Origin of the sequence: Streptomyces sp. NPDC050287, assembly GCF_044459385.1 — a bacterium.
GTDB lineage: Bacteria > Actinomycetota > Actinomycetes > Streptomycetales > Streptomycetaceae > Streptomyces.
In genome coordinates this window covers 755,545-782,305 of the sequence record NZ_JBITIY010000002.1, presented here as the reverse complement: position 1 = coordinate 782,305, position 26,761 = coordinate 755,545, and the positions used below count along the sequence as shown (strand labels likewise).

General features: G+C 68.7%; 21 protein-coding genes. 9 read left to right on the top strand and 12 right to left on the bottom strand.

What is annotated here, in order from left to right:
* The first annotated feature begins 366 nt into the window (after positions 1 to 366).
* A complete protein-coding gene (locus ACIBK3_RS08885; RefSeq protein WP_399363348.1) occupies positions 367 to 663 on the top strand; it encodes a DUF6247 family protein in 297 nt (98 codons plus the stop codon).
* Between the two features lie 423 nt (positions 664 to 1,086).
* Here ACIBK3_RS08885 and ACIBK3_RS08880 read toward each other — a convergent pair whose 3' ends face one another.
* From ACIBK3_RS08880 to ACIBK3_RS08850, 7 genes are all read right to left on the bottom strand, one after another.
* A complete protein-coding gene (locus ACIBK3_RS08880) occupies positions 1,087 to 2,235 on the bottom strand; it encodes an ABC transporter ATP-binding protein (RefSeq protein WP_399363346.1) in 1,149 nt (382 codons plus the stop codon).
* On the bottom strand, positions 2,228 to 3,277 hold the full coding sequence (locus ACIBK3_RS08875) for an ABC transporter ATP-binding protein (RefSeq protein WP_399363344.1): 1,050 nt from the start codon (positions 3,275 to 3,277) through the stop codon (positions 2,228 to 2,230). The genes ACIBK3_RS08880 and ACIBK3_RS08875 overlap by 8 nt, the downstream gene beginning before the upstream one ends.
* Before the next feature lie 11 nt (positions 3,278 to 3,288).
* Positions 3,289 to 4,239, bottom strand: coding sequence for an ABC transporter permease (locus tag ACIBK3_RS08870; RefSeq protein WP_399363342.1), 951 nt, complete (start codon positions 4,237 to 4,239; stop codon positions 3,289 to 3,291).
* Positions 4,232 to 5,164, bottom strand: a complete 933-nt coding sequence (locus ACIBK3_RS08865) for an ABC transporter permease (RefSeq protein WP_399363340.1) — start codon at positions 5,162 to 5,164, stop codon at positions 4,232 to 4,234. The genes ACIBK3_RS08870 and ACIBK3_RS08865 overlap by 8 nt, the downstream gene beginning before the upstream one ends.
* 141 nt (positions 5,165 to 5,305) lie before the next feature.
* Entirely contained in the window at positions 5,306 to 6,931 is a 1,626-nt protein-coding gene (locus tag ACIBK3_RS08860; protein WP_399363338.1) for an ABC transporter substrate-binding protein, read from the bottom strand.
* A 680-nt stretch (positions 6,932 to 7,611) separates the two neighbouring features.
* On the bottom strand, positions 7,612 to 9,519 hold the full coding sequence (gene typA / locus ACIBK3_RS08855) for a translational GTPase TypA (RefSeq protein WP_399363336.1): 1,908 nt from the start codon (positions 9,517 to 9,519) through the stop codon (positions 7,612 to 7,614).
* Between the two features lie 388 nt (positions 9,520 to 9,907).
* Positions 9,908 to 12,142, bottom strand: a complete 2,235-nt coding sequence (locus tag ACIBK3_RS08850; protein ID WP_399363334.1) for an ABC transporter family substrate-binding protein — start codon at positions 12,140 to 12,142, stop codon at positions 9,908 to 9,910.
* Between the two features lie 370 nt (positions 12,143 to 12,512).
* On the opposite strand from ACIBK3_RS08850, the gene ACIBK3_RS08845 reads away from it, so the two are divergent.
* From ACIBK3_RS08845 to ACIBK3_RS08830, 4 genes are all read left to right on the top strand, one after another.
* Positions 12,513 to 12,803: a hypothetical protein gene (locus ACIBK3_RS08845; RefSeq protein WP_399363332.1), complete on the top strand. Its 291-nt coding sequence runs from the start codon at positions 12,513 to 12,515 to the stop codon at positions 12,801 to 12,803.
* A 151-nt stretch (positions 12,804 to 12,954) separates the two neighbouring features.
* Entirely contained in the window at positions 12,955 to 13,794 is an 840-nt protein-coding gene (locus ACIBK3_RS08840) for a hypothetical protein (protein WP_399363330.1), read from the top strand.
* Between the two features lie 17 nt (positions 13,795 to 13,811).
* Positions 13,812 to 15,746: a fumarate reductase/succinate dehydrogenase flavoprotein subunit gene (locus tag ACIBK3_RS08835; protein ID WP_399363328.1), complete on the top strand. Its 1,935-nt coding sequence runs from the start codon at positions 13,812 to 13,814 to the stop codon at positions 15,744 to 15,746.
* Positions 15,743 to 16,513: a succinate dehydrogenase/fumarate reductase iron-sulfur subunit gene (locus ACIBK3_RS08830; RefSeq protein WP_399363326.1), complete on the top strand. Its 771-nt coding sequence runs from the start codon at positions 15,743 to 15,745 to the stop codon at positions 16,511 to 16,513. Before ACIBK3_RS08835 ends, ACIBK3_RS08830 begins: the two co-directional genes overlap by 4 nt.
* Here the strand turns inward: ACIBK3_RS08830 and ACIBK3_RS08825 are convergent.
* From ACIBK3_RS08825 to ACIBK3_RS08815, 3 genes are all read right to left on the bottom strand, one after another.
* On the bottom strand, positions 16,494 to 16,724 hold the full coding sequence (locus tag ACIBK3_RS08825) for a hypothetical protein (RefSeq protein ID WP_399363324.1): 231 nt from the start codon (positions 16,722 to 16,724) through the stop codon (positions 16,494 to 16,496). The two genes, ACIBK3_RS08830 and ACIBK3_RS08825, sit on opposite strands and share 20 nt — an antisense overlap.
* Before the next feature lie 150 nt (positions 16,725 to 16,874).
* Entirely contained in the window at positions 16,875 to 17,828 is a 954-nt protein-coding gene (locus ACIBK3_RS08820) for a class I SAM-dependent methyltransferase (RefSeq protein ID WP_399363323.1), read from the bottom strand.
* A gap of 170 nt (positions 17,829 to 17,998) precedes the next feature.
* Positions 17,999 to 19,168: a hypothetical protein gene (locus ACIBK3_RS08815; protein WP_399363321.1), complete on the bottom strand. Its 1,170-nt coding sequence runs from the start codon at positions 19,166 to 19,168 to the stop codon at positions 17,999 to 18,001.
* A 104-nt stretch (positions 19,169 to 19,272) separates the two neighbouring features.
* Between ACIBK3_RS08815 and ACIBK3_RS08810 the strand changes: the two genes are divergently transcribed.
* The 4 genes from ACIBK3_RS08810 (at position 19,273) to ACIBK3_RS08795 (ending at position 25,724) form a co-directional block, all read left to right on the top strand.
* The gene (locus tag ACIBK3_RS08810; protein ID WP_399363319.1) at positions 19,273 to 20,901 is read left to right on the top strand and encodes a hypothetical protein; all 1,629 of its coding nucleotides are present in this window, start codon (positions 19,273 to 19,275) and stop codon (positions 20,899 to 20,901) included.
* Positions 20,902 to 21,070: 169 nt separating this feature from the next.
* A complete protein-coding gene (locus tag ACIBK3_RS08805; RefSeq protein ID WP_399363983.1) occupies positions 21,071 to 23,962 on the top strand; it encodes a hypothetical protein in 2,892 nt (963 codons plus the stop codon).
* Between the two features lie 2 nt (positions 23,963 to 23,964).
* Positions 23,965 to 24,822, top strand: a complete 858-nt coding sequence (locus ACIBK3_RS08800) for an immunity 49 family protein (protein WP_399363317.1) — start codon at positions 23,965 to 23,967, stop codon at positions 24,820 to 24,822.
* 107 nt (positions 24,823 to 24,929) lie between these two features.
* Complete coding sequence (locus ACIBK3_RS08795) at positions 24,930 to 25,724, top strand: immunity 49 family protein (RefSeq protein WP_399363315.1); 795 nt, start codon at positions 24,930 to 24,932, stop codon at positions 25,722 to 25,724.
* Positions 25,725 to 25,733: 9 nt separating this feature from the next.
* On the opposite strand, the gene ACIBK3_RS08790 is transcribed toward ACIBK3_RS08795, so the two are convergent.
* Positions 25,734 to 26,207, bottom strand: coding sequence for a hypothetical protein (locus ACIBK3_RS08790; protein WP_399363314.1), 474 nt, complete (start codon positions 26,205 to 26,207; stop codon positions 25,734 to 25,736).
* 71 nt (positions 26,208 to 26,278) lie between these two features.
* Positions 26,279 to 26,704, bottom strand: a complete 426-nt coding sequence (locus tag ACIBK3_RS08785; RefSeq protein WP_399363312.1) for an ATP-binding protein — start codon at positions 26,702 to 26,704, stop codon at positions 26,279 to 26,281.
* Positions 26,705 to 26,761 lie beyond the last annotated feature (57 nt).

Genomic DNA, 26,761 nt, shown 5'->3' with positions numbered 1-26,761 from the left:
GTGAGTACGGCCCGTGGAATCGGTGGCTGGGCCGACACCGTCGAACTGCTCGCCACCGAGTTGATCACCACGCCTACCGCCACTCACCCAGTGACGCCTACGTCAACGTCGAGCACACGCCGGACGCCCTCACCTTCACGGTCTGGGGCCACGGCGCCGACATCTGTAGGCTGACGCGCAGAGCGTCGTACCGCCCCGAGGAGAGCGCACATCAACGCCGCCGCACACACCCCGGCTCCGGAGGTCCGGCGACTCTGTCACACCCAGCAGCACCCCGGAAGACGCACGGGCTGTTTCCGAAGCGGGGCTGGTACCGCTTGTAGGACACTCCTCGTCGGACGAACGGATACCAAGGAGTAGAGGATCGTGAGCGCACAGCACGCGGAGACGCCGGGACCTGGGGCGCTGCCGTTGAGAAACATCGGGGACATTCGAGCCGCTCTTCGGTCCGGACATGGTTTTCCCGGTGACCGGGAGTCGTTCGAAGCAGATCTCCAGCGCGCGCTGGAGACATCGTCGGAGACGGATCTCAATGCTGTCGCCGCGGTGATCGTCGATTACCGGGGCAGGATCCGGCTCTACCAGGATCCCGACTTCGACATCGCCGTACAGGAGGGCAAAGACCTCACGTCCCTTTTGAAGCGGGAGGCACCGGGCGGATGAGTGGCGTGATCGCGGCCGTGACGGTGCGGGCGACCGAGCGGGCGAAAATCCTCGGAGTCCGAGCGGTCACTGGAGACGCTGCGGCAGGAGCTGGAGCAGGTGCCCAGACTCGGGGTCCTGCTCGGGCCACCCCGTCAGGACGGCACGGAGATCCGCAAGACGAGGATCGAGCCCCGGGGCAATGTGCCGGGACTGGCGGTGGCGTACGTGTACACGCCTGCACCGCCGCCTCCTACAGTCGCCATCGTCGCAGTGACCCCGGACGATGGCGTTTCCGCGGAGTAGGGACCCGCTTGGTTCCGCCGTTCGACTCTCTCTGAACACGAACGGCGTTCACCTGTCGCGGCCGAGGGGCGGAACGGTGTGCGGGGTGCCAGGAACCCCCGGCTCCCGGCACCCCGCACAGTGTGTTGCCCTGCGTCCTCACGCCGCGTGCACGACGTCCTTCTCCTCCGCGAAGTGGCACGCAGACTCGTGTGCCGCCGGGGTGTCCACGCTCTTGAAGCGCTCGGGGACCGCCAGCAGCGGCTCCTCCTGGGCACACTTGTCCTCGGCCTTCCAGCAGCGGGTGCGGAAGCGGCAGCCGGAGGGCGGGTTGGCCGGCGACGGGACGTCACCGGTGAGGATGATCCGCTCGCGGCCCTCACGCGCGTCCGGGTCCGGCACCGGGACCGCCGACAGCAGCGCCTGTGTGTAGGGGTGCGTCGGGTGGTCGTAGATCTGCTCGTCGCTGCCGATCTCAGCGATCTTGCCGAGGTACATGACCCCGACCCGGTCCGAGATGTGCCGGACGATCGACAGGTCGTGCGCGATGAAGATGTAGGACAGGTTGAACTCGTCCTGCAGTCGCTCCATCAGGTTGATGACCTGCGCCTGGACGGACACGTCCAGGGCCGACACCGGCTCGTCGCAGATGATGACCTCCGGGTTGAGGGCCAGGCCGCGCGCGATGCCGATGCGTTGGCGCTGGCCGCCGGAGAACTGGTGCGGGTACCGGTTGATGTACTCGGGGTTGAGGCCGACGACGTCGAGGAGTTCCTGCACCTTGCGGCGGCGGTCGCCCTTGGGGGCCACCTCGGGGTGGATGTCGTACGGCTCCCCGATGATGTCGCCGACCGTCATCCGCGGGTTGAGCGAGGTGTACGGGTCCTGGAACACCATCTGGATGTTGCGGCGGACCGCCTTCTGCGCGCGGCCGGACAGCTTGGTGATGTCCTGGCCCTTGTAGAAGATCTCGCCGGCCGTGGCCTGCTCCAGGTTCATCAGGAGCTTCGCCACGGTGGACTTGCCGCAGCCGGACTCGCCCACGATGCCCAGGGTCTCGCCCTGGTACAGGTCGAAGGAGACACCGTCGACGGCCTTGACGGCACCGATCTGCTTCCGGAACAGGATGCCCTGGGTGAGCGGGAAGTGCTTCACCAGGTTGCGCACCTGCAGGATCGGCTCGCCCCGCTCGACGGGCGCCTCGATCGCGGCGACCGCCTCGGTCTCGGAGTGGGCGTCCACGACCTCGACGTCGGAGACGTTCGGCGTGGCGTCCTGCGGCTCGTCGTTCTTGCTGAGCTCAGCCATGAATCGTCTCCTTCCAGAAGTGGCACGCCGAGGCGCGGCCGACCAGCTCGCTGCCGTCCGGCTCGGTGACCGGGAACAGGTCCGGGATGTCCGTACGGCAGATGTCCTGGGCCTTGGGGCAGCGCGGGTTGAAGGCGCAACCGCTCGGAATGCGCAGCAGGTTGGGCGGCAGGCCCTTGATCGCGTACAGCTCCTGGCCCTTCTGGTCCAGGCGCGGGATCGAGTCCAGCAGACCCCGCGTGTACGGGTGCGCCGGACGCTTGTACAGCTCGTGGACCGGGGCACGCTCCACGATCCGGCCCGCGTACATCACCGCGATCTTGTCCGCGACGTCGGCGACCACACCGAGGTCGTGGGTGATCAGGATCAGACCCATGTTGTACTCGCGCTGCAGGTCCGCGAGCAGGTCCATGACCTGGGCCTGGACCGTCACGTCGAGCGCCGTGGTGGGCTCGTCGGCGATGATCAGGTCCGGCTCCAGGGCCAGCGCCATGGCGATCATGATGCGCTGGCGCATACCGCCGGAAAACTGGTGCGGGTAGTCGTTGACCCGGGCCGCGGCGGCCGGGATCTTCACCCGGTCCATCAGCTCGATCGCCTTGGCCTTGGCGTCCTTCTTGGACATGCCCTGGTGGACGCGGAACATCTCGCCGAGCTGATAGCCCACGCTGAGCACCGGGTTGAGCGAGCTCAGCGCGTCCTGGAAGATCATCGCGATCCTCCGGCCGCGGATCTTGCGGCGCTCCTCGCCGGCCATCTTCAGCATGTCCTGGCCGCGGAAGAGGATCTCGCCCTGCGGGATCTTCGCCGGCGGCATGTCGAGGATGCCCATGATGGCCTGCGCGGTGACGGACTTGCCGGACCCGGACTCACCCAGCACAGCGAGCGTCTCGCCCGCGTCCACGCTGTAGTTGACGCCGTTGACGGCCTTGACCACGCCCTCGCGGGTGTGGAACTCGACGTGCAGGTCACGCACTTCGAGCAGCGGTCCGCCGTCGCCGTCGCGCGGCGAGGGCACGGATACTTCTTCGATGACTGTCACGTACGCCTCCCTCAGCGCATCTTCGGGTCGAGGGCGTTGCGTACGGCCTCACCGAGCATGATGAACGCCAGCACCGTGATGCTGAGCATGATCGACGGATAGAGCATGATCCACTGGGCCACGCGGATCTGGTTGCCGCCGTCGGAGATGTCGTTGCCCCACGAGACGCCGTTGAGGCCGAGGCCCAGGAAGGACAGCGTGGCCTCGGCGGAGATGTAGACACCGAGCGAGATGGTGGCGACGACGATCACCGGAGCGAGGGTGTTCGGCAGGATGTGCCGGAACATGATCCGCGGCGTGCCCGCGCCCAGCGCCTTGGCCGCCTGGACGTAGTCGGCCTGCTTGGTGGTGATCACCGCTCCTCGCATCACACGGGCGACCTGCGTCCAGCCGAAGAAGCCCAGCGCGCCGATGACGACCCAGGTCGTGCGGTCCGCGAAGGAGTTCAGGATGACCATGGTGCCGAGCAGGAACGGGATGCCGAAGAAGACGTCCGTCAGCCGGGACAGGATCGAGTCGACGAGGCCGCCGAAGTAGCCGGCGATCATGCCGACCAGACCACCGAGGACCGTGACGACGACCGTGGTGCCGAAGCCGACGGCGATGGAGGCGCGGGCACCGTAGATGACTCGGGCGTAGACGCTGCGGCCCTGCTGGTCGTAGCCGAGCCAGTCGGGCGAGCCGACTTCGCTCAGCTTCGGCTTCTGCAGGTAGTGCTTGGCCAGGTCACCGAGGATCGGGTCCTCACTGGTGAACCAGCCGGGGAAGAAGGTGATCAGCAGCAGCGCGAGGATCAGCAAGCTGGAGACGAGGAAGATCCAGCTGCGGCGCAGGTCCGCCCAGGCGTCGCCCCACAGACTGCGGGCCTTCTCCGGTTTGGCCGCGGGGGGAGTCGCCGTGGGGACACCGCCCACCGGGTCCGCCGCACCGGTCTTCACGTCGGTCTTGGTCACGTCAGGCATAGCGAATCCTCGGGTCAAGGACCGCGTAGAGCAGGTCGACGAGCAGGTTGGCGAGGAGGTAGATCAGGACGAGGATCGTCACCAGACCGACCAGAGTGGTCCCTTCGCGGCGCACGATGGACTGGTAGATCGTGCCGCCCACGCCCTGGATGTTGAACAGGCCCTCGGTGACGACGGCGCCACCCATCAGCGCACCGATGTCGGTGCCCAGGTAGGTGATCACGGGGATCAGCGAGTTGCGCATGAGGTGGACACCCACGACGCGGCGCTTGGGCAGGCCCTTGGCGATCGCGGTGCGGATGTAGTCGGCGCGCAGGTTCTCGGCGACCGAGGTCCGGGTCAGGCGGGTCACATAGGCCAGTGACGCCGCCGCCAGGACGATGGCAGGCATCAGCAACTCGTTGTAGTTCGTCGAGTCGTTGACGTTCGGTGGCAGCCAGTTCAACTGGAAGGCGAAGACGACCTTGAGGATGAACCCGAGGACGAAGACCGGGACGGAGATCAGCAGCAGCGTGACCAGCAGGATCACGTTGTCGCTGAGCCGGCCGGCCCGCATGCCCGCCGCGATGCCGAGGGCGATGCCCACGACGACCTCGATCAGGAAGGCCAGGGAGGCCAGACGGAGCGTCACCGGGAAGGCGTCGCCCAGGACATCGGTGACGGGACGGCCACTGGCGATCTGCGTGCCGAAGTCGGCATGCAGGATCATGTCCTTCATGTAGTTCCAGTACTGCACCAGGATCGGCTGGTCCAGGCCGTACTCATGTCTCAGCGCTGCGATGACCTGCGGGCTGCCGCCCTTGTCGCCGAAGAGACCGCGCACGGGGTCGCCGGGCAGGGCGTAGACCATGAGGAAGATCAGCAGGGTTGTCCCGATGAACACCGGGATCATCTGGAGCAGTCGCCGTGCGACGTAGCGCCCCATCGTGCCTCCATGTCAGTCACGGCGGCAGCCGACGGGCCCTTCCCCCGCGCATCACCTGAAGATGCGTGTGGAAAGGGCCCCCCGGCCGCTGCCGTCCCACGGGCGCGGGCGCACCGCGCCCGCGTCAACGGGCTGTTGCGGTTACTTCTTGACCTGAACGCCGGTCAGGATCGGGTCACCGTCCTGCGCGTACTTGACGCCGCTGACCTTCTCCGAGTAGCCCGCGTTGACCTTGTAGTACCAGAGCGGAATGCTCGGCATGTAGTTGGGGAGCGCCTTCTCGATCTGCTGGTACAGCTTCTCCGACTCCTCCAGCGACTTGGCGCCGTCGGCCTTGGTGATCAGGGTGTCGATCTCCTTGCTGGAGAAGCCGCCCTGGTTGCCGTCCGAGTGGGTGCCGAACAGGTCGCGGATGAAGTTGGCGATGAACGGGTAGTCGAGCACCCAGCCGGAGCGGTACAGCGACTTGACCTCGTGCGCGTCACGCGCGTTGAGGTCCGCCTGGAAGTCCGCCTTGGAGTCGCCGGTGCACGCCACGCCGACGGCCTTGGTGATGGAGTTGCAGACCGCCTCCACCCACTCCTTGTGACCGCCGTCCGCGTTGTACTGGATGGAGATCTTGTTGCCCGGGACGCCGCCGCCCTCCGTGATGAGCGCCTTGGCCTTGGCCGGGTCGTACTTGGTGATGTCGCCGGCGGCGTTCGGCTGGTAGCCGAGGACGCCCTTGGCGACCCAGCCGGTGGCGGGCTCACGGGTGCCCTGGAGCACCGTCTTGGTGATGGTGGGACGGTCGATCGCCATCGACAGGCCCTGGAGGACCTTCGGGTTGATGCCCTTCCACTGCTTGGTGTAGAAGGCCACGGCGATGCTCTGGATCGCCGAGTACGACTGGTCCACCGCGCGGTCGCCGAGGTCGGTCTTGTAGACCGGCAGGTCCTTCGGCGCGAGCTGGCGCAGGACGTCGACGTTGCCGGACTTCAGGTCCTCGTAGGCGGTCTCCAGGTTGGTGTAGTTCTTGAAGATCACACCACCGTTCTTGGCCTTGTTCGGACCCTGGTAGTCGTCGTAGCGGACGACCTCGATCGACTTCTTGTGGTTCCAGCTGACGAACTTGTAGGGGCCGTTGCCGACCGGCTTCTCACCGGCGGCCTTCGGGTCCTTGTAGAAGGACTCAGGCAGCGGCGAGAAGACCTCGTAGCCCAGCTTGTACACGAAGTACGGGATCGGGCTGTTCAGCGTGATGGTGAAGGTGTTGTCGTCGACGACCTTCAGGCCGGACATCTCGGTGGCCTTCGGCTTGCCCTTCTCGGGGGCGACGTCGGAGTAGCCCTTGATGTCCGAGAACCAGAAGCTGTTGGTCTGCTTGTTCGCCGGGGCGGCGGCCCAGTTCCACGCCTTGACGTAGGACTTGGCGGTCACCGGGGTGCCGTCGTGGAACTTCCAGCCGGGCTTCAGCTTGACCGTGAAGGTCTTGTTGTCCGTGCTGTCGACCGACTGGGCGTTCATCATGACGATCTTGCCGCTGGCGTCGTAGTCGACGAGCCCGGTGAACAGGGCCTTCGTGACGATGCTGCCGTTGGACTCCATGGTGTTCGCCGGCTGCAGCGGGTTCTGCGGCTCGCCGACCTCGATCGAGAACTTTCCGTTCGGGTCGACCGCGGCCTTGCTGTCGCTGCCGCTGTCACCACTGCCACCACCACAGGCGGTCGCGCCCAGGGCCACAGCCGCGGCTATCGCGACCCACTTGGCGCTCTTGGCACCGCGCATGGGTTCCTCCTCATGAGTCCATTGGTTCACCGCAAGGGGGAGCACATGACACACATCCGCCACCTTGACCGGTGCCGGAGAAAGCCAGATGCCCCCACGCTCGTGAGTCGGCGCAGTCTGCAGCGCGTGACCCGTTGATCCGAGCTCTACGCGCCTAACTATCTGCCATGCGCCATGACCGAACCACATCCCTAAGGTCTCGGTTCGATCACACCTGCCGCATACTTCTTCCAAAATCCGGACAAACAGTTTGCCGAAAGATCCCTGCGAAACGGACTTGTTACACATCTATCGGAAGCGAGTGTCCGCATTCCGGACGCGCGGGTGCGAAAAACGTGTTGCGTACAACCCGCCCGCCGTGCTGGACCCTTTCGGCGGCCCCGCGCACCGAGAGCGCGGCGGAGGCGGCGGGTGACGCACTGTCAACACGCCGTCGCGACACAGCCGTTCTTCTGTGAGGGAGAGCACACTCGCCGCGGACCGCACAACGCGTCCACGAACTCATGCCCCACGGACGGCGGACCGGCCACTCCACCAGCAGGGTAGTGCGCACCGCACACCCTTGAGGACTCTCCACCGCAAATCGAGGGTTTTCCCTAGGACCTCCGGAACGGCGTCGGGCACCCCCGCGAGGAAGCGGGAGTGCCCGGACGGCCGGTGAAAGACCGGAGTCAGCCGTGTCAGCCGTGCTTGGCGCGGCTCGCCGCGCGGGCGCGCTCGCGGGCGTCCAGGTTCACCTTGCGGATACGGACCGCCTCCGGGGTCACCTCGACGCACTCGTCGTCGCGGCAGAACTCCAGGGACTGCTCCAGGGAGAGCTTGCGCGGCGGGACGATCGCCTCGAACGAGTCGGCCGAGGACGACCGCATGTTGGTGAGCTTCTTCTCCTTGGTGATGTTCACGTCCATGTCGTCGGCGCGGGAGTTCTCGCCGACGATCATGCCCTCGTACACCTCGGTGCCGGGGTCGACGAACAGCACACCGCGCTCCTGGAGGTTCGTCATCGCGAAGGCGGTGACGGCACCGGCGCGGTCGGCGACCAGCGAGCCGTTGTTACGGGTCGTCAGCGTGCCGAACCACGGCTCGTGGCCCTCGTGGATGGAGTGGGCGATACCCGTGCCGCGCGTACCGGTCAGGAACTCGGTCCGGAACCCGATGAGACCGCGGGAGGGGACGACGAACTCCATCCGGACCCAGCCCGAGCCGTGGTTGGACATGTTGTCCATCCGGCCCTTGCGGACACCCATGAGCTGCGTGACCGCGCCCATGTGCTCCTCGGGTACGTCGATCGTCATGCGCTCGACCGGCTCGTAGACCTTGCCGTCGACGAGTTTGGTGACCACCTGCGGCTTGCCGATGGTCAGCTCGAAGCCCTCACGGCGCATCTGCTCGACCAGGATCGCCAGGGCCAGCTCACCGCGGCCCTGCACCTCCCAGGCGTCGGGGCGCTCGGTGTCCAGCACCCGCAGCGAGACGTTACCTACCAGCTCGCGGTCCAGGCGGTCCTTGACCTGACGGGCCGTGACCTTGCGGTCCTTGACCGCGGCCTTGTTCTCCGCGCCCTTGCCGGTGCCGCCCCGGCCGACCAGCGGCGAGGTGTTCGTACCGATGGTCATGGAGATCGCGGGCTCGTCGACCGTGATCAGCGGGAGCGGGATCGGGTTCTCGGGGTCGGCGAGGGTCTCGCCGATCATGATGTCCGGGATACCGGCGACCGCGCAGATGTCACCGGGGCCGGCCTTCTCGGCGGGCTTGCGGGTGAGCGCCTCGGTCATCAGCAGTTCGGTGATGCGCACGTTGGCCATGGTGCCGTCACGCTTGATCCACGTGACGGTCTGGCCCTTGCGCAGCTCGCCCTGCTCGACGCGGAGCAGCGCGATACGGCCGAGGAAGTTGTCGGCGTCCAGGTTGGTGACGTGCGCCTGGAGCGGAGCCGCCTCGTCGTACTCGGGGGCCGGGACGTGCGACAGGATCGTGGAGAAGAACGGCTCCAGGCTGTCGCTGTCGGCCGGGACGGTGCCGTCCTCCGGCTTGGTCAGCGAGGCGACGCCGTCACGCGCGCAGGCGTAGACGATGGGGAACTCGATCTGCTCCTCGTCGGCGTCGAGGTCGAGGAAGAGGTCGTAGGCCTCGTTGACGACCTCGTCGATGCGCGAGTCGGGGCGGTCCGTCTTGTTGATGCACAGGATGACGGGCAGGCGGGCCTGCAGCGCCTTGCGCAGCACGAACCGGGTCTGCGGCAGCGGACCCTCGGAGGCGTCGACGAGGAGCACCACCGCGTCCACCATCGACAGACCGCGCTCGACCTCGCCACCGAAGTCGGCGTGGCCCGGGGTGTCGATGATGTTGATGGTGATGACGTCGCTGCCATCCTTCGGGTGGTACTTGACGGCCGTGTTCTTGGCCAGGATCGTGATGCCCTTCTCACGCTCCAAGTCGTTCGAGTCCATCATGCGGTCGTCGAGCGACTCGGCGGCGTGCGCGGCGAAGGCACCGGCCTGCTTCAGCATGGCGTCGACGAGTGTCGTCTTGCCGTGGTCGACGTGGGCGACGATGGCGACGTTGCGGATGTCGTGGCGCGTGGCCATATTGCGGCGTACTCCCGGAGTGTGAGGAAGGGGCCGTCGCGTACGTCTGTGTTACGCGGACCCTGCCGGGCGGAACATGCCACGGCCTCACCCCATGGTACGGGGCCGCGGCCACTGGGGTGTGCCGGGCCAGGACGGGGGCGGGAAGGCGCAGCTCAGCGTGGTTCGTGGCAGCGGATCCGGCCGCGCGGGAGCGGCGGGCGCCCTGAGGGCGCGGGTGTTCTTCAGAGGGACTCGTCGCGGGAAAGGCCGCCCGTGCCGGCGCCCGGCCCCGGGTCGCCGCCACCGCGGCTCGTCGGCCGTGACCGGAGGGGAAGCGTCTCCCGGTCACGGCCTGCCCTCTGCCCGCCCAGGGCCCCACCCGATCAGGTGGTGCCCTGCCCGCGCGTCACCGCCCGGCCGACGCCCCCGCCGCCGGCTTCGCCCCCTTCTTCAGGTAGCCCATGTCCTCGTACACCGGTGTCTGGAAGCCGAAGGCGCCCACGTTGACGAGGTTCTTGCGGGCCGCCGTGAGCTGGGGGCGCTGGTAGAGGGGGATGGAGCCGGCGGCCGCCCAGATGCGGGAGTCCGCCTTGCGGATCAGGCTGTGGTTCTCGTCCTGGTCGAGCGTGCCGGCGGCCTGGTCGAAGAGCTGGTCGACCTGGTCGGTGCCGACGCGGGTGTAGTTCTGCTCGACGTTCAGGGAACCGTCGGCGGCCGGGACCGGCTTGGCGAAGATGGGGCGGGCGTCGGTCGCGGGGAAGGCGGACGCGGGCCAGGAGTACAGCGCGAGGTCGTACTGGCCGGACGCGATGTGGTCCTTGAAGTAGCTCTCGTCCGCGACCTTGGAGATCTCGGTGCGGATACCGACCTTCTCCAGCATCCGCGTGATCCGGTCGGCTACGGTCCGCAGCGTCTGCGAGCCGGGGCCCGAGGGGAGCACGAAGCGAAGCGTGAGCGGCTTGCCGTCCTTGGCGAGCGGCGCGGCCGCGGCGCCCGCCGGGGCGGCGGTGCCCCTGGGGGCGTACGCGCCGGGCGCACTGCCTTGGTGCGGCTGGTTCGCGTACTGCTTGCCGTCCTGGGCGAGGTGCGTCGAGTCCTCCCCGCTGTGCTGCTTCTGTTCCCGGCCGGCCTCGCGGTGCGCCTTGTTGTCCTCGCCGACGATGTACGTGCCGTCCTCGTCAGCGCCCGCCGACCCCCCGTCCCTCTCCGACCTGGACTTCTCCGCTTTCTCAGTCTTCTCGGTCTTCTCGGTCTTCCCGCCCTCCGGCCCGGCCGCCTTCTCCGCGTCCTTCCCCTTCTTCTCCTTGACCGGGCCCCCGGGCACCCACCCGGCGTCCGCGAGCAGAGCCTGCGCCTGCGCGGTGTCCTGGCCGCCGAGCGCTGAGCTGTTGTCGGCGTAGGCGGCCTGGCCGGACAGCGCGAGGTGGCTGCCCACCGGCACCGTGGGCAGGCCGAGCGGCTTGAGGACGGCCTTCGCCAGTGCTCCCCGGTCGAGGGCGCGGGCCACTGCCCGGCGGACCCGCTCGTCGGCGAGCGGACCGTCGGCGCCGTTGAGGGCGAGCTGGGTGTAGGCGGGCTCCAGCGACTTGCGTACCTCGAAACCCTGGAGCAGCTGCTGCTGACGCTCGGTCCTCGTACTCGCCCCGCGCTCCTGCTGGTCCTTCTGCTCCGTGCCCGCCTTCTCGTCGGCGCCGGGCCCGGTCTGCTCGTCCGCGCTCTTCCTGCCGCCGGCCCCTTGGAGCGGGGTGGGGGTGCTCCTGCCGCGCGCGGCGAGGGTGATGCGCCCGGCCGCCTCGGGGTCGATCTCGGCGACGTCGACAGCCCCGGCGGCCAGCGCGGCGGTCCGCTGGTCGCGCGGTACGGCCCGCAGCACGATCTCGGACAGCTTGGCGGGCCTGCCCCACCAGCGCGGGTTGCGGGTGAGGGTGACCTCGTCGTCCCTGCTGTCCACCTTCTTCACGGTGAACGGCCCGGCGGTGACCTTCAGCTTCCGCCGGGCCCCGTCGTTGAAGGAGTCCGGGCTGCCCATGACCTCCTTCGGGTACAGCGGCGAGAACAGCGACTGCCAGTCGGCGTACGGCAGCCCGAAGGTGACCTTGACCTCCAGGTCGTTCGCCCCGCGCTCGATCTTCTCGATGCGCTCGTAGCCGGCGTTGCGGGCGGTCCAGTACGCGGTGTCCTTGCCGGACAGGGCACGCCACTGCGCGGCGAAGTCCGCGGCGCCGATCTCCCGGCCGTCGCTCCACACCGCCTGCTGGTTCAGCTTGTACAGCACGACCTGTTTGGGCTCGGTGTCGACGACCTTGGCGGACTCCAGGTAATCGGGGTCGCGCTCCGGCCGCCCGTTCTTGTCCAGCCGGAACATCGACGGCAGGACGGCCTGGGCGACCCGGGTGGTGCCGGCGTCCGCGTCCGCCTGGAACGTGTTCAGGGTCTCCGGTACGGCGTCCACCGCCCAGCGCAGGGTGCCGCCGTCGGCGATGTCGGCGCGGGCCGCCGGCGCGATGTCCGGTCCGGCGAGCGGCTTGCCCGCCGGGTCCTCGGAGCCGCAACCCGCGAGCAGGGGGACCGCGAGCGCACCCGCGGTGAGAAAGGCGACCGAGCGCATGACCGCGCGCAGGCCGACGCCGTCGTGGGACATCTCTGCGTACCTCCGGGTAGCCGACCCCTCCGCGAATTGCGAGTTATGATCACGTTTGGGGGTATATGGAGCTGATCAGATGTATTCAGATGTACGCAGACACTGAAGAGGAAAGGGTTCTTCAGCCGACGGCGACACGTCGGCAGACGGCGGGAAGCCACCCGTGCGGCGTAACGCACCGCACGCCGGCCCCCGGCCGCCGCGCATCGACACCCCGCGCGCAAAGAGCGTGCACGGGAGCGCACGGGAGGCTCGCAATACGCCAATCGCTGCACATCCCTTCACATGGCGAGGTGTGACGCGCAACACTCGCAGGCGCATGAACGTTTGGCGCCCAGGGCACAGACGCCCACGGAAGTGAGGTCACGCCATGTCCGTGCACGACGAACTGACGTCAGTCCAGCGCTGCCTCGACGATCTGGCCCGCTCGGTCGGACGTCTGGAGCAGCAGATCGGCAAGGGCGGGCTCGAGATGCGCCGCGTCCGCGCCGACGCCGACCACCTGCGCGAGAGCGTCGCGCTGCTGCGTGACGCGGCATCCACGCCCGTCACACCGAAGCGCCCCGATCTCGTCACCATCCCCGACACCCCGTACGACGACTCGCTGTGGATCGACACGGACGACGAGGGACTCGGCGCCCGCGACCGCCGCGCCCCCTGAGTCCGCACCCCTGAGTCCGCCCCCTGAGCCCACCAGACCTGGCGTCCGTCGGCTTCCGAGCCACCCGCCGGCCCCTGAGCCGTCCGTCGGCCCCTGAGCCGCCCGTCAGCCCTCCGAACCGTCCGCAGTCCGACCCGACCGGAGTCATGCATTGGCCACTGGTACGGAACCCCCAGCCACCGAAGACCCCCTCCCGTCGCGCGGCGGCGTACGCACCCGTACGCGCGCCGCGATCGACGCCCCGCACCTGCGGACCGACCGCTGGTGGCTGGCCCCCGCCTGCACGGCCGCCGGTCTGCTCGCGTTCGTCGTGTACTCGACCTGGCGCGCGTTCGCCAACGCCGACTACTACGCGGCGCCGTACGTCTCGCCGTTCTACTCCCCGTGCCTCGCGGACAACTGCGACACCATGCGCCACGGCCCCAACTGGGATCTCTTCGGCAGCTGGTGGGGCATCTCCCCCGCGATCATCATCCTGATCTTCCCGCTCGGCTTCCGCCTGACCTGCTACTACTACCGCAAGGCCTACTACCGGGGCTTCTGGGCCTCGCCCCCGGCCTGCGCGGTGGCCGAGCCGCACCAGAAGTACACGGGCGAGACCCGCTTCCCGCTGGTGCTGCAGAACATCCACCGGTACTTCTTCTACGCCGCGATCGTCGTCGCCGGGATCCTGACCTACGACACCGTGCTCGCGTTCCGCGACGAGCACTACGCCTGGGGCCACATGGGCCTGGGCACCCTGGTCTTCCTGGTCAACATCGTGCTGATCTGGGCGTACACGATCTCCTGCCACTCCTGCCGGCACATCGTGGGCGGCAAGCTCAAGCACTTCTCCAAGCATCCCGTGCGGTACAAGGCGTGGCAGCTGGTCGGGAAGCTCAACGCCCGCCACATGCTGCTGGCCTGGGCGTCGCTGGTGAGCGTGGCGCTCGCCGACTTCTACGTGTACCTCGTCGCGTCCGGCGTCTTCGACGATCCGCGCTTCTTCTAGATGGGTGGGGCCTTCTGATGACCGTGGTCGACCGACAGGAGTGGGATGTCGTCGTGGTCGGCGCCGGCGGCGCGGGGCTGCGCGCCGCCATCGAGGCACGCGAGCGGGGCGCCCGTACGGCGGTGATCTGCAAGTCGCTGTTCGGCAAGGCGCACACCGTGATGGCCGAGGGCGGCATCGCGGCGGCGATGGGCAACGCCAACGCCGGCGACGACTGGCAGGTCCACTTCCGCGACACCATGCGCGGCGGCAAGTTCCTCAACCAGTGGCGGATGGTCGAGCTGCATGCGCAGGAGGCGCCGGACCGGGTGTGGGAGCTGGAGACCTGGGGCGCCCTGTTCGACCGTACGAAGGACGGCCGGATCTCGCAGCGCAACTTCGGCGGCCACGAGTACCCGCGCCTCGCGCACGTCGGCGACCGCACCGGCCTGGAGCTGATCCGCACGCTCCAGCAGAAGATCGTCGCGCTCCAGCAGGAGGACTTCAAGGAGACCGGGGACTACGAGTCCAGGCTGAAGGTGTTCCAGGAATGCACGGTCACCCGGGTCCTCAAGGAGGGCTCGCGGGTGAGCGGCGTCTTCGGCTACGAGCGCGAGTCGGGCCGTTTCTTCGTCCTGGAAGCCCCGGCCGTGGTGATCGCGACCGGCGGCATCGGCAAGTCGTTCAAGGTGACGTCGAACTCGTGGGAGTACACGGGCGACGGCCACGCGCTGGCCCTGCTCGCGGGCGCGCCCCTGCTCAACATGGAGTTCGTGCAGTTCCACCCGACCGGCATGGTCTGGCCGCCGTCGGTGAAGGGCATCCTCGTCACCGAGTCGGTGCGCGGCGACGGCGGGGTGCTCAGGAACTCCGAGGGCAAGCGGTTCATGTTCGACTACATCCCCGACGTCTTCAAGGAGAAGTACGCCGAGTCGGAGGAGGAGGGCGACCGCTGGTACGAGGACCCGGACCACAACCGGCGCCCGCCCGAACTGCTGCCCCGCGACGAGGTGGCCCGCGCGATCAACTCCGAGGTGAAGGCGGGCCGCGGCTCCCCGCACGGCGGTGTCTTCCTGGACGTGTCGACGCGGATGCCCGCCGAGGTCATCCGGCGCCGTCTGCCGTCCATGTACCACCAGTTCAAGGAGCTGGCGGACGTCGACATCACCGCGGAGGCGATGGAGGTCGGTCCCACCTGTCACTACGTGATGGGCGGTATCGCGGTCGAGTCGGACACGGCGGCCGCCCGCGGGGTGCCCGGGTTGTACGCGGCCGGTGAGGTGGCCGGCGGCATGCACGGCTCCAACCGGCTCGGCGGCAACTCGCTCTCCGACCTGCTGGTGTTCGGGCGCCGGGCGGGCCGGCACGCCGCCGAGTACGCGACCGGCTTCACGGCGGACCGCCCTCCGGTCGACGACGCCCAGGTAGACACGGCGGCGGCGGAGGCGCTGCGGCCGTTCTCGGCGGAGGGTCTGGAACCCGCCGGCGGGCCGCCGGAGAACCCGTACACCCTCCACCAGGAACTCCAGCAGAACATGCACGACCTCGTCGGCATCATCCGCCGCGAGGGGGAGATGCGGCAGGCCCTGGAGAAACTGGCCGACCTGCGGGTACGGGCCCGCCGGGCCGGCGTCGAGGGCCACCGCCAGTTCAACCCCGGCTGGCACCTCGCCCTGGACCTGCGCAACATGCTGCTGGTCAGCGAGTGCGTGGCCCGGGCCGCGCTGGAGCGCACCGAGTCCCGCGGCGGCCACACCCGCGAGGACCACCCCGCGATGGACCGCGACTGGCGCCGTATCAACCTGCTCTGCCGGCTCACGGACCCGACCGGCGGACTGGCGGCCACCGACCCGGTGCACGGCCAGATCGACCTCGTCCGTGAGACCACCGAACCCATCCGCCCCGACCTGCTCGCCCTCTTCGACAAGGAGGAGCTGGTCAAGTACCTCGCCGATGAGGAGCTGTACGAATGAGCAGCTACGACGCCCACTTCAAGGTGTGGCGGGGTGATGTGAAGGGCGGGAGCCTGGAGGACTTCAAGGTCGAGGTGAACGACGGCGAGGTCGTCCTCGACATCATCCACCGCCTCCAGGCCACCCAGGCCCCCGACCTCGCCGTCCGCTGGAACTGCAAGGCGGGCAAGTGCGGTTCGTGCTCGGCGGAGATCAACGGCCGCCCGCGCCTGCTGTGCATGACCCGCATGTCCGTGTTCACCCGCGAGGAGACGATCACCGTCACGCCGCTGAGGGCCTTCCCGGTCGTACGGGACCTGGTGACGGACGTCGGCTTCAACTACACGAAGGCACGCGAGGTCCCGGCGTTCGTACCGCCTGAGGGCCTCGGCCCCGGCGAGTACCGGATGATGCAGGAGGACGTGGACCGCTCGCAGGAGTTCCGCAAGTGCATCGAGTGCTTCCTGTGCCAGGACACCTGCCATGTGGTCCGCGACCACGAGGAGAACAAGACGGCGTTCGCCGGCCCGCGCTTCCTGATGCGGGTCGCGGAACTCGACATGCATCCCCTGGACGCGGCCGCCGAGTCCGGCCTGGACCGCAAGAAGGCCGCCCAGGACGAACACGGACTCGGCTACTGCAACATCACCAAGTGCTGCACGGAGGTCTGCCCCGAAGGCATCAAGATCACGGACAACGCGCTGATCCCGCTGAAGGAACGGGCCGTCGACCGCAAGTACGACCCGCTGGTGTGGCTGGGGTCGAAGATCAGGAGGCGGAGTTCGTAGGGGGCGGTACGGGGGTACGGCCGGGACGCTGGGCCAGCATCTGGAGGCCGAGGCTCCCCATGAACACGAACCAGCCGATGAGCGGGAGCACGTCGAGCCTGGCGGGGAACACGCCGAGGAACATCCACAGGGTGGCGCCGACCGCGCCGATCAACTGGCCGTACCCCCACAGCTTCGGCCGCAGGATCCGGTGCCGGCCCAGCGGCAGCACCCAGCCGGTCGTTAGCCCGCGATACCGAACCCCGCCATCAGCGTCACGGCCAGCGCGCCGGCGACCACCAGGTACACGTGCATGACGATCATCGTCCCACTGGGGCCGTCGCCGCACCAGGGCTGAGGCGCCCTGAGACCGCTGCCCCCGTCAGGCCGCTGCCCGCAGATATCCCGAGTGCGCCACCTGGCCGAGGAAGGTGAACCGGGTCTCCCCGGCCATGTGCTTGTCGAAGGCCTCCTTGATGCCGGGCCACTTGGGGTGCCCGAAGTCGTCCAGGACCACGATGCCGCCGGGTGCGACGATCTGCTCGGCCCACTCCAGGTCCGCCGCGACACCGGCGGCGGAGTGGTCGCCGTCGACGATGACCACGCCGTAGGACCGGTCGGAGACCAGCGCGCGCACCTCCGGGTCCTCGGAGAAACCCTGCTGGATCCGGGTGGCCGCACCGGCCGCGCCCGCGAGCGCCAGGTTGACGCGCACCGCGGCGCCCTGCACGGGCGTGCCCGAGGCGTCGTCGCGCATGCTGGCGCCGGGCTGCAACTGGGTGCCCGCGAGCGGATCGACGATCGTCAGCTTCGGTTCCCGTCCGGCGCGCTCCAGCATCCGGATCAGGGCAGCGCCGAACATCCCGTACAGGGTGCCGATCTCCAGGACCTCGTCGTTCGGCGGGTCCAGCAGCGGTACCGCGGACAGCTTGCCGACGATGTTCATCGTGCCGCCGGCGATCCGGCCGACCCCGAGCGCCTCCATCGCGATGAGCAGCCGGAACGCCTGGGCGACATTGCGCTCGGCGCCGTCCTTGTCCCCGGTGACCCGCGCCAGCTGGTCGATCGCCTTGTCGAGGTGGGACCCGGACGGCAGCCGGGCCATGCCGCGCCCGGTGCCGTCGAAGAACAGCTCCAGGGGGCGCAGGCGGCTGCGCAGTTTGTTTACTTCCTCCCGCAGTGCCGCGTCGGGGGCGCTTGCGGCAGCCGTGGTGTGCTGGGCCGGCGAGCCGTTCTGGAGGGAACGGCGGACCTGGCGCTCTATGCGCTGGTCGATGAGGTCGGCTATCGGGCGCAGAGTGCGCCGGGCAGCCTTGCTGGTGAGTAGCGCTCGCATCCCTGGACGCTAGGACGCCCACAGCCCGCCCACAACTAACAGAAGGGCCCCTTAAAGCGAAGCACGCATGACGTCTGGGCCACGGGACACTTAACCCGGCCGCCCGACCAGCTCCAGGACCCGGCGACGAGGGTGCCGCGGTGGCCGGTCGCCGCCCATGGGCCTATCGGTCACCGCACCCAGCCCTCCCGGTACGCCCTCCAGTCCCCCGCCTCGGCCGCGAAGTCCACGTACAGCGCGACGCCGAAGTTCGCGCGGTCGGCGTCCGTGCGGGACAGGCCGAGGCGGACGCCGCGTACGGCGGCGGGAACGGTCTCGGCGTGGTTCCAGTGGCCGAACCGGTTCTCGTGGAAGAAGGGCAGGCCCATGAGCAGGTCGGTGGACCGGGGGGTGACCTCCAGGGCCAGGGAGGTCTGCTGGGCGACATAGCCGCCGTACGTGCTCTCCAGCGGCTGCATCGTGTCGTACGACATCACCGCGATCTGGTCGACCCGGCGAGCGACCTGCCCGAAGAACTTCTGCGACCACCACTTCGGGTGCCCGGCGACGGTCCCCCAGAAGGAGTGGAACCCCGGGACCGGGTCGATCTGGTGGGCGGCGACCGACAACTGCGCGTCCTGGGCGCGGGTGACGCGGCGCAGGGAGTCGAGGAGGGTGAGGTAGTTCCGGTCGCCCGAGTGCAGCGGCTCCAGATCGAAGTGGACGCCGTCGAAGCCGGTCGCCAGGATCCGCCGGGTGGACTCGACGACGGCCGAGCGGGTCTGCGGGCGCTCCAGCCGCATGCCGTCCGGGCTCTCGGTGGCCAGCACGTCGCCCAGCCAGGCCTGGACGCGGATGCCGGGCGCGGCACGGTGTACGGCGTCGATGAACCAGCGCGCCCTGGGGTAGGCCGATGCGGGGAGCGTGCCGTCGTGCTCCAGCGGTCCGCTGTGGACGTACAGGTCACGGATGCCGGTGGTCTCCAACTCACGGGCCAGCGCGGTGACGTCGGCGTCCTTCTTCCGCCCGTCGACCCAGGCGTGGCCGAGCCAGATCGCGTCCTTGTTCCTGGTGTACGTCCCGTCGGCCGGGTCGCCGGTGTAGTTCACCCGGAGCGAGATCTCGGCGGCGAGGACGGGAAGCACGACGATCAGTACCAGGCCGAGGGCGACACGGCGGGTCCAGCGGACCCACGGGCGGGGTCTGGATCCCGGAGGACTGGATCTCGGGTTCGGGTTCGGGCTCGGGCTCGGCTCAGGTGTGGCCTGTCGGGGCTCCTCGATGGTGCCTTCCTTGACCGTGGGTAACTCCTCCGGCCCCGTCGCCCTTGCCCCCGGCTCCGTCTCCTCGGTGCGCTCCATGCCGCTCCCCTCCACTGTCGTCCTGCTGCTGCCGTGCTGACGCCCGTACCTCGCCCACCCCACCCCGGTCGCGCCCCCGCATTCCTGCTCATACGCTCCGAAATGTGACGTCTTCCTTGATCCGAGGCCGGCCGCGACGCGCCGCCGCGCACATATCCGTACGGGTGTGGCATGCCGTGCTGGGCGGTGCGGTCGGGGTTCTGTGGCTGTTGTTGCCGGGGATGACGATCAACACGGAGGTCCCGGTTGCGCCGCGCACCGCCCCCTCGGCCCCCGCCACCCGGGCCGCCGGCTCCGGCTTGAGTGCGGGTGCCGCCGTGTCGAAGGAGGGCGACGCGTCCGCCGCCGACCTCGTCCTGCCGCTCGTCGCGGTGGTCGCCGCAGGTGCACTGGCGGGTTACGGGTACCTGCGCCGCACCCGCCGAGCCCGGACCCGCACCACGCCCGGCGGCTCCCCCGCCGCCCCGCCCACCGCACCCGCCCCGCCGCACCCGCCGACCGAACTGGACGAACAGTCCCGCGCCTTCCTGGCCGAGGCGGACGACTGGGTCCGCACCAGCCGCGAGGAACTCGGCTTGGTCGAGGCCAGGTTCGGCTCCGAGGCCGTCGCCCCCTTCGCCCGGGCCGTACGGGACGCGGAGTCCGAACTCTCCGCCGCCTTCCGTATAGGGCGGCAGTACGAGGCCGGCGTCCCGGCGGACGAGGCATCCCGACGGCACGTACGCGCGGGGATCGTGGGCCGGTGCCAGGAGGCAGGGCGGCGACTGGACGCGGAGGTTCCCGCCTTCGACCGACTCCGCGCGCTGGAAGGGGAGTCAGGCGAGGCCCTCACGGTCACGGAGACCTGGTTCCGGGAACTGGCCGCGCACACGTCAGCCACGGAGGCAACCCTCACGGCCCTCGCCAAGCGCTACCCGCACTCCGCCACCGCCCAGGTCACCGGGTACGTCGAACAGGCCAAGGACCGCCTGGTGTTCGCGACCACTCACCTAAACCAGGCCCGCCAGTGGGCTGACTGGCCCGCCCCCGAACGCACGGCCCACCACCTGCGAGCCGCCGAGGCCGCAGTGTCCCAGGCCACCGTCCTGCTCACAGCCGTAGACCGACTGGCCGCCGAGCTCAGCACGGCGACGACGCTGCTACCGGCGGCGCTGACGGGAGCGGAGGCGGAGTTGGCAGGGGTGCGGGGACGGACAGCGGACGACGAGGCCACACCAGCGGGCGAACTGCACGCCCGCGTCCGGCGAGCCGACCTGATCCTGGCCGCCGTACGAGAGGCCATGACGGGCGGCAGCCCGTACGACCCCCTCGACGCCCTGCGACGCATCATGGCGGCGACCGAGCCGCTCGCGCTGGGGCAAGCCGGGGTGCTGTCGGCGGCCGGGTTTCTCGTGGCCCGGAGTGCGATCGCCCTGGCGGACGGGTTCATCGAGACACATCGGAGTGCCGTGGGCGCTGAGGCCCGCCTCCGGCTGGCGGAGGCGGGCCGGGCGCTCACCGCCGACCCTCCGGATCACCTCACGGCCGACACCCTGGCCCGCGAGTCCCGCGAACTGGCCGAGCGGGACGTACGCCTGCACGGCACCCCGCTCTCCGGAGCGGCGCGGCACGAGAGCGGGGTCGCCGGCGCGGTCCTCGGCGGCATCCTGCTCACCGGCGCCCAGAAGGACGGCCCACCGCCAAGCTTCGGCGGCCCGCGCACCCGAGCGCGCCGCAGCGTCCCTTCGCAGTGACGTCCCTTCTGAGTAACGTCCGTTCGCGATAAGGAACTTCCTTCACCTCAGGACACCCCCCGCAAGACACCCGCAAACACCGCGAGACCCCGCACGCCGATTTGTATGATGATGCGATCTCAGATGAGATGGCCTGGTTGGGGACGCGGACGAGCGGGGGCAGTTGAGCGTGATCAAGCCGGATCAAATACCCCAGTTCACGGGGAACTTGACGCTGCTGGAGACGGATAACGCGGACCTGAAGAAGGACGCGGGCGACGTCCGCAAGACCGGTGAGGACGTCCATTCCCAGTTCCAGGGCCTGTCGGCGTACTACACGGCTCCGGAGGCGGAACAGCTCTTCGCGACGACGAAGCCGGTGAAGGAACGGGCGGACGATTTCGCCACGGACCTGGAGACGGTGTCGGGCGCGCTGTCGTCGTACGCCACCGAAGTCCGCCCGCTGGTCGACAAGCTGGAGCAGCTGAAGGCGGACGCCACCACCTTCGTCGCGTCGGTCAAGGACGATGACGACTGGGAGTACGACGAGGACAAGGTCGACAAGCACAACCAGATCCGGGACGACATCACCGCGACGGTGGCGGCGTTCTGGGCGGCGGAGCGGACCTGCCACAACAAGATCACCAGTATCTGGGGCGGCACCCAGATGGTCGCCGGGGACGGATCGGACCGGAAGGACCAGTACGGCTTCAACGCGGACGATCTGAAGAACGCGAAGCTTCCCTGGGGTGACCCGGTGGAGGAGAAGCACCACTGGTACGAGGTCGGCCACTGGGTGAAGTCGTTCGTCTGGGACGGCCTGATCGTCGACGGCATCTGGGGCACCATCAAGGGCCTGGGCACGCTGGTCGGCTTCGGCGGCTGGGACGCGATGGGCCAGGCCTGGAAGGGCCTCGCCCAACTCGCCACCGGCCTGGCGATCTCCTCCATCCCCGGCATGAGCACACTCTTCTGGACCCTGCCGGACGACAAACTCCCCTCCTGGATCCGTGATTCACGCACCGCGATGAAGGAGACCGGCAAGGCACTGGTCGCCTGGGACGAGTGGGGCAAGAACCCCGGCCGTGCGGCCGGCGCGGTCACCTTCAACGTCCTGACGACCGTGTTCACGGGGGGCGCGGGGGGTGCGGCGGCGGGCGCGGGCAAGGCGGGCGCGGTGGCCAAGGTGCTGTCGGTTGCCGGGAAGGCGGGGAAGGTCATCGACCCGATGACCTACATCGCCAAGGGCGCGGGCGCGGGCCTGTCGAAGATCGGAGACATCACCAAGGCGCTGAAGGGCGTCGGGAACATCGAGATTCCCAAGCTTCCGGAGACCGCGATCACGCTGCCGGAGGGCACGGTCAAACTCCCCGACGGCACTGTCCACTTCCCCGAGGGCACCGCGATCCCCGAGGGCGCGACGAAGCTCCCGGACGGCAACTACCAACTCCCGCACGACACCCCGGCCCTGCCGGAAGGCTCCACGAGACTCCCCACCGAGGACGGTGCCCCGGCCCGCTACTACGACCCGGAGGGCAACCTCCTCGACGAGAGGGGCAACGTCCTGCAACAGGTCGACGACGGCCCCGGCGACGTCGTCGACCAGCCCGACACCGGCACCCCAGCGTCGGGGTCGGATGTGCCGCACACACCCTCTCCGACGAGGGAACCGGCGATGGCGGGCGTGGCCACCCACACCGCCGACAACGCGGCTCAGCACATCAATCTCGGCAACAGCCTCGACACCAACCTCGGCGACGTGGGCCGGGTCGGCGAGGACATACCGACGACCGCCGGCGCCCACGCGGGGGGCGACCTGCCTACCGTCCACGCAGGGGGTGACCTCCCCGGAAGCGGAGTGGCCGACCACCTTCCCGGCGGCAGCGCGGACCACCTCCCCGGCGGCCACGTGGGCGACCACATGCCCACGAACGACCTCAACGCCCCACACCGCACCGGCCACGGCGACACCCCGTCCACGAACGGCACCCACCCGGACACCCCGTCCACCACCGACCATCCCAACGGCACTGGACAGTCGGACGGCGCGGGTACCGGCGGCACCCATCCCGACGACCCAGGCACGGGCGGCGGCCACCACGAACCCCCGTCGACGGGGGGCAGCCATCCGGATGGTCTGGACGACACGGCCCAGGCGAGCGACGACGTGCCCACGAATGAACCCCCGCACTCGGATGACCTGCAGTCCGGTGCCGGCAGCAAGGAGTGGGTCCAGCGCACTCCCGAGCAGATGAAGTGGTGGCATGACGAGCACGTCCGGCTGGCCAACGAGAACCCTGATTGGTTCAAGGAGCACTACGACATACGCGGGCACCGAAGGACCGCGGACGAGATCGTTGATGGTCAGTTCCTACCAAAGCTGACGGAGGGAACCAACCCGAGGTGGGTGGCCACCGACAGCCTGCCCTCCGCGGACCGCGAATACTATCGCCTGCCGCCGAAGGCTCTGGGCTTGGACTCAGTGCAGCATCACGTCGGTCCCAAGCTGGATGAACTGGCCGACGCGCACAAGAAGTACCTCGATCTTGGTGATGCTCAGCGGGCATACGACAAGGCACCCACGACCGAGCACCTGGACGCACTCCAGGCTGCTCGCGACGCCATGGGTGACCTTGCCAACAACACCAAGGTCGGCGAGGCTCTCGGCGAGGGCGCGGCGAAGCTCCACGTCATTCCGGAGGAGTTCGCCAGCGCCGAGTGGGTGGACCTCATGGAGACGGGCAACGGTGCCAGGAGATTTGACCAGTTGTATCGCCTCGACAACGGGAGAGGCGACTTCCTCATCGTTGAGGCGAAGGCACCGGGTGGTGAACTCGACTGGCGATTGGGCGCCGGTGACCACGCTCGAAAGAGGGTCAAGCAGGGCACGCTCGAATACGTCCACACGATCCTTGAGGAGATGAAGGCCCGTGGCGGTACGGACAAGGGTCTCGCCGAAGAGATGGCCCGGGCCCTGCGCCGCAAAAAGGTTCAATACGTAATGATCCAGGCCAACAAGCACACCGGCTCCTATGCTGGAGCGGAACTCAATTACTTCGATCTCTACAGGGAAGGACGCTAGTGGTGCTCTCTGTGCCCCGGCACGCCTTCGGCAGGGACGACATCCCGGGTCGTGAGCCTGTGCTCAGCCGGGGCATCGTCTGGGCCCTGGAGGACCTGCAGGAGTCCCCGATGGCAATCAGGGACGCCATGTCCGACTCGCTGCTCCTTGCCCAGGAGCGAGCGGCGGCGGACCCCACGGCGGAGTGGCTGGAGACATGGGAAGTGTGGGTGACCGCCATGCAGTCCGGTTCGGCGATGTTCGCCGCGGCGACCACGACCGAACCCAGCGTGGCGTGCCTCATCCACCACGAGGTGCGGTCCGTTCCTGCTACCGGACCGCAACCCTGGGTGGATGCGGGGAACTGGCTCACCGCTTTCATGCTGTCGGTGATCTGCCGCGACAAGGACCGACTGGACGCCCTGTGCCAGGTTCCTCTCCCATTGCTGCGGGAGTCGGGCGCCGAGTATGACGCCTATGTCTACCCGTGGGTGGAGACACTGCAGGCGTACTGGCTGAGCCGACCGGAACTCGGCGACAAGCTGGTCGAGGCGGCACGAGGTCTTGCGCCCGAGGCGGCTTCGATCGCGGGGCCCGAGGCGACCACGAAACTCCTCTGGCCGGTCGTGGACCTGTTCCACCGGTTCGTCACGGCCGACCATGAACGCTTCAACCAGTCTCTGGCCAACGCTCTCAATCTGCACAAGCAGTACTGGACTGCGGACGAGGACCGCACCAACGACGCCCGAGGGCTGGTCCCCGTTGGTTCCTTGGCCATGGCATGCCTGGCGCATGACGCGGGCTTCCCCATCGAGGTCGAGTCGGAGTACCTCCCCAAACACCTGCTCAAGGGCACCTGGGTCGGCGAGTTCCGCACGTAACTACGCTGCAAGCTCAACTGCTTCGAGATCCTTCAAGGAGAAGCGCGTTGTCCTCGACCGTTCCTCGTCACCCCTTTCCCACGGGGAACGCGGAAGAAGGCCTCGCCGTGCTCGAGGAGAACGCGCAGGCGCTGATCGACGGACTGGAGGCGGGCTCCGCCGATCTGGGCGATGCGCTGAGCACCACGCTCACGCTGGCGCAGGCGCACTGTCTGATGGACCCACGGGGATCGATATTCTTCCCCACGTGGGACGCCTGGGTCACCGTGATGCAGGTCGGCTCCGCCGTGTTCGCCGCCGCGACCACGACGGAGGAGCAGGTGCAGTGCCGCATCGCGCACAAGGACCGCACACTCCAGGCCACCGGACCGCAGTGGTACGTGCACCCCGGTAGCTGGCTCACTGCCTTCTACCTGGCTGTGGTGTGCCGGGAGCGGGACAGGATCACTGCCCTTTGCCGCGTCCCCCTGTCTCTGCTCCGGGAAAATGGTGCGCAGTTCGACGAGTTCGAGTACGCCTGGATCGACACGCTCCAGACCTACTGGCTCGGCGGCCCCGACCTCGGCTCCAAGCTCGTAGCCGCCGTTGACGGCACAGAGGCGGAAACCGTCACCGACCGGGAGACGGCGGGCAAGCTGCTCTATCCACCGATGGAGATGTTTCACCGCGTCGTCCGCAAGGACGAGGCCGGCTTCCAGCGAACCCTCTCCGCCGCCCTCCAGTGGCACAAGGAGTACTGGACCGAAGAAAGCCGAGCCGACATGATCTCTGGCCTTGTCGCCCTCGCCCCGCTCGCCATCGCTTGCTTCGCCCACGACGCCGGCATCCCCATCGAGGTCGAGTCCGATTACCTGCCCGCCACCCTCCTGGGGCGCAACTGGTGCGGGGAGTTCCCCACGTAAGGCCGTGATCTACGGCCACCCGACCTCGCCGTCTCGAACGACCAGCGGCTCGAACTCGTCCGATTCATGGAACTTGATCCAGCCCAGGTGGACCGTCTCCGCTTTGAGGCAATGCCGGTCTTCCGCCTTGGTGGACAGCCAGGTGAGGAGTTCGGCAACGCTGTCGAATTGGTCCGGGTGGATCTCCTGCCGAACAGTCAGAGCCCACGCCCCGTTCGTGGGGCCTTCCGGCCGCACCAGTACCGAAGTGAGTGCTCCATTCACCTTCCAGGCATCGCCATGCTGCCCCAGAAGAGGCGCAGGATGGTTCTCTATGAGAGGTTCGCCGGCGTCGTCAAACGCCACGACGGGAAACTCGGACACGATGCGGAGAATCTCCGGCTTGGGTCCCAGGCCAAGATGCCACCGCAGCTCCGCGAGCTCCTCGTCGGGCAGGCCCTCGCGCAGGTTCAGCACTATGTAGATCTCATAGGTGTCAGCCATGGTCCCGACGCTATCGCCTGCCTGTGACGAGGCCACGGCATGATCAGCAGCTCGGCACCACCCGGACTGCGTCAGGCCGAGGCCAACTCGCACCACACATACTTGCCCCGGTTGCCGTGTCTGGTCAGCGGGTGCCAGCCCCACAGGTCGGCGCAGGCCCGCACCAGCGCCAGCCCCCGCCCCTCCTCCTCCAACTCGCCGAACTGCTCCAGCCGCTCCAACGCCCGCGGTGGCTCCGGCGGTTCCGGGTCCGCGTCCCACGCCCCGATCCGCAGCACGCCCGCCGACCAGCGAACCCGCAGGGCAGCCGGCCCCTTGGTGTGCCGTACGGCATTGGAGACCAGCTCCGCGGCGAGGAGCTCCGCGACGTCGACCAGGCTGATCAGTCCGTGCATGGTGAGGATCAGACGGAGGGTACGGCGGCTCACGGTGACGGCTCGGAGGTCGTTCGGGATGTAGAGGGAGTACTCCCAGGGTTCGGACTCGTTTTCGGGCATGCGTCAACTCCGTTCACGTGGTGGGTGGTTGCGGGTCGGCGGGCGGTGGCAGTGTCG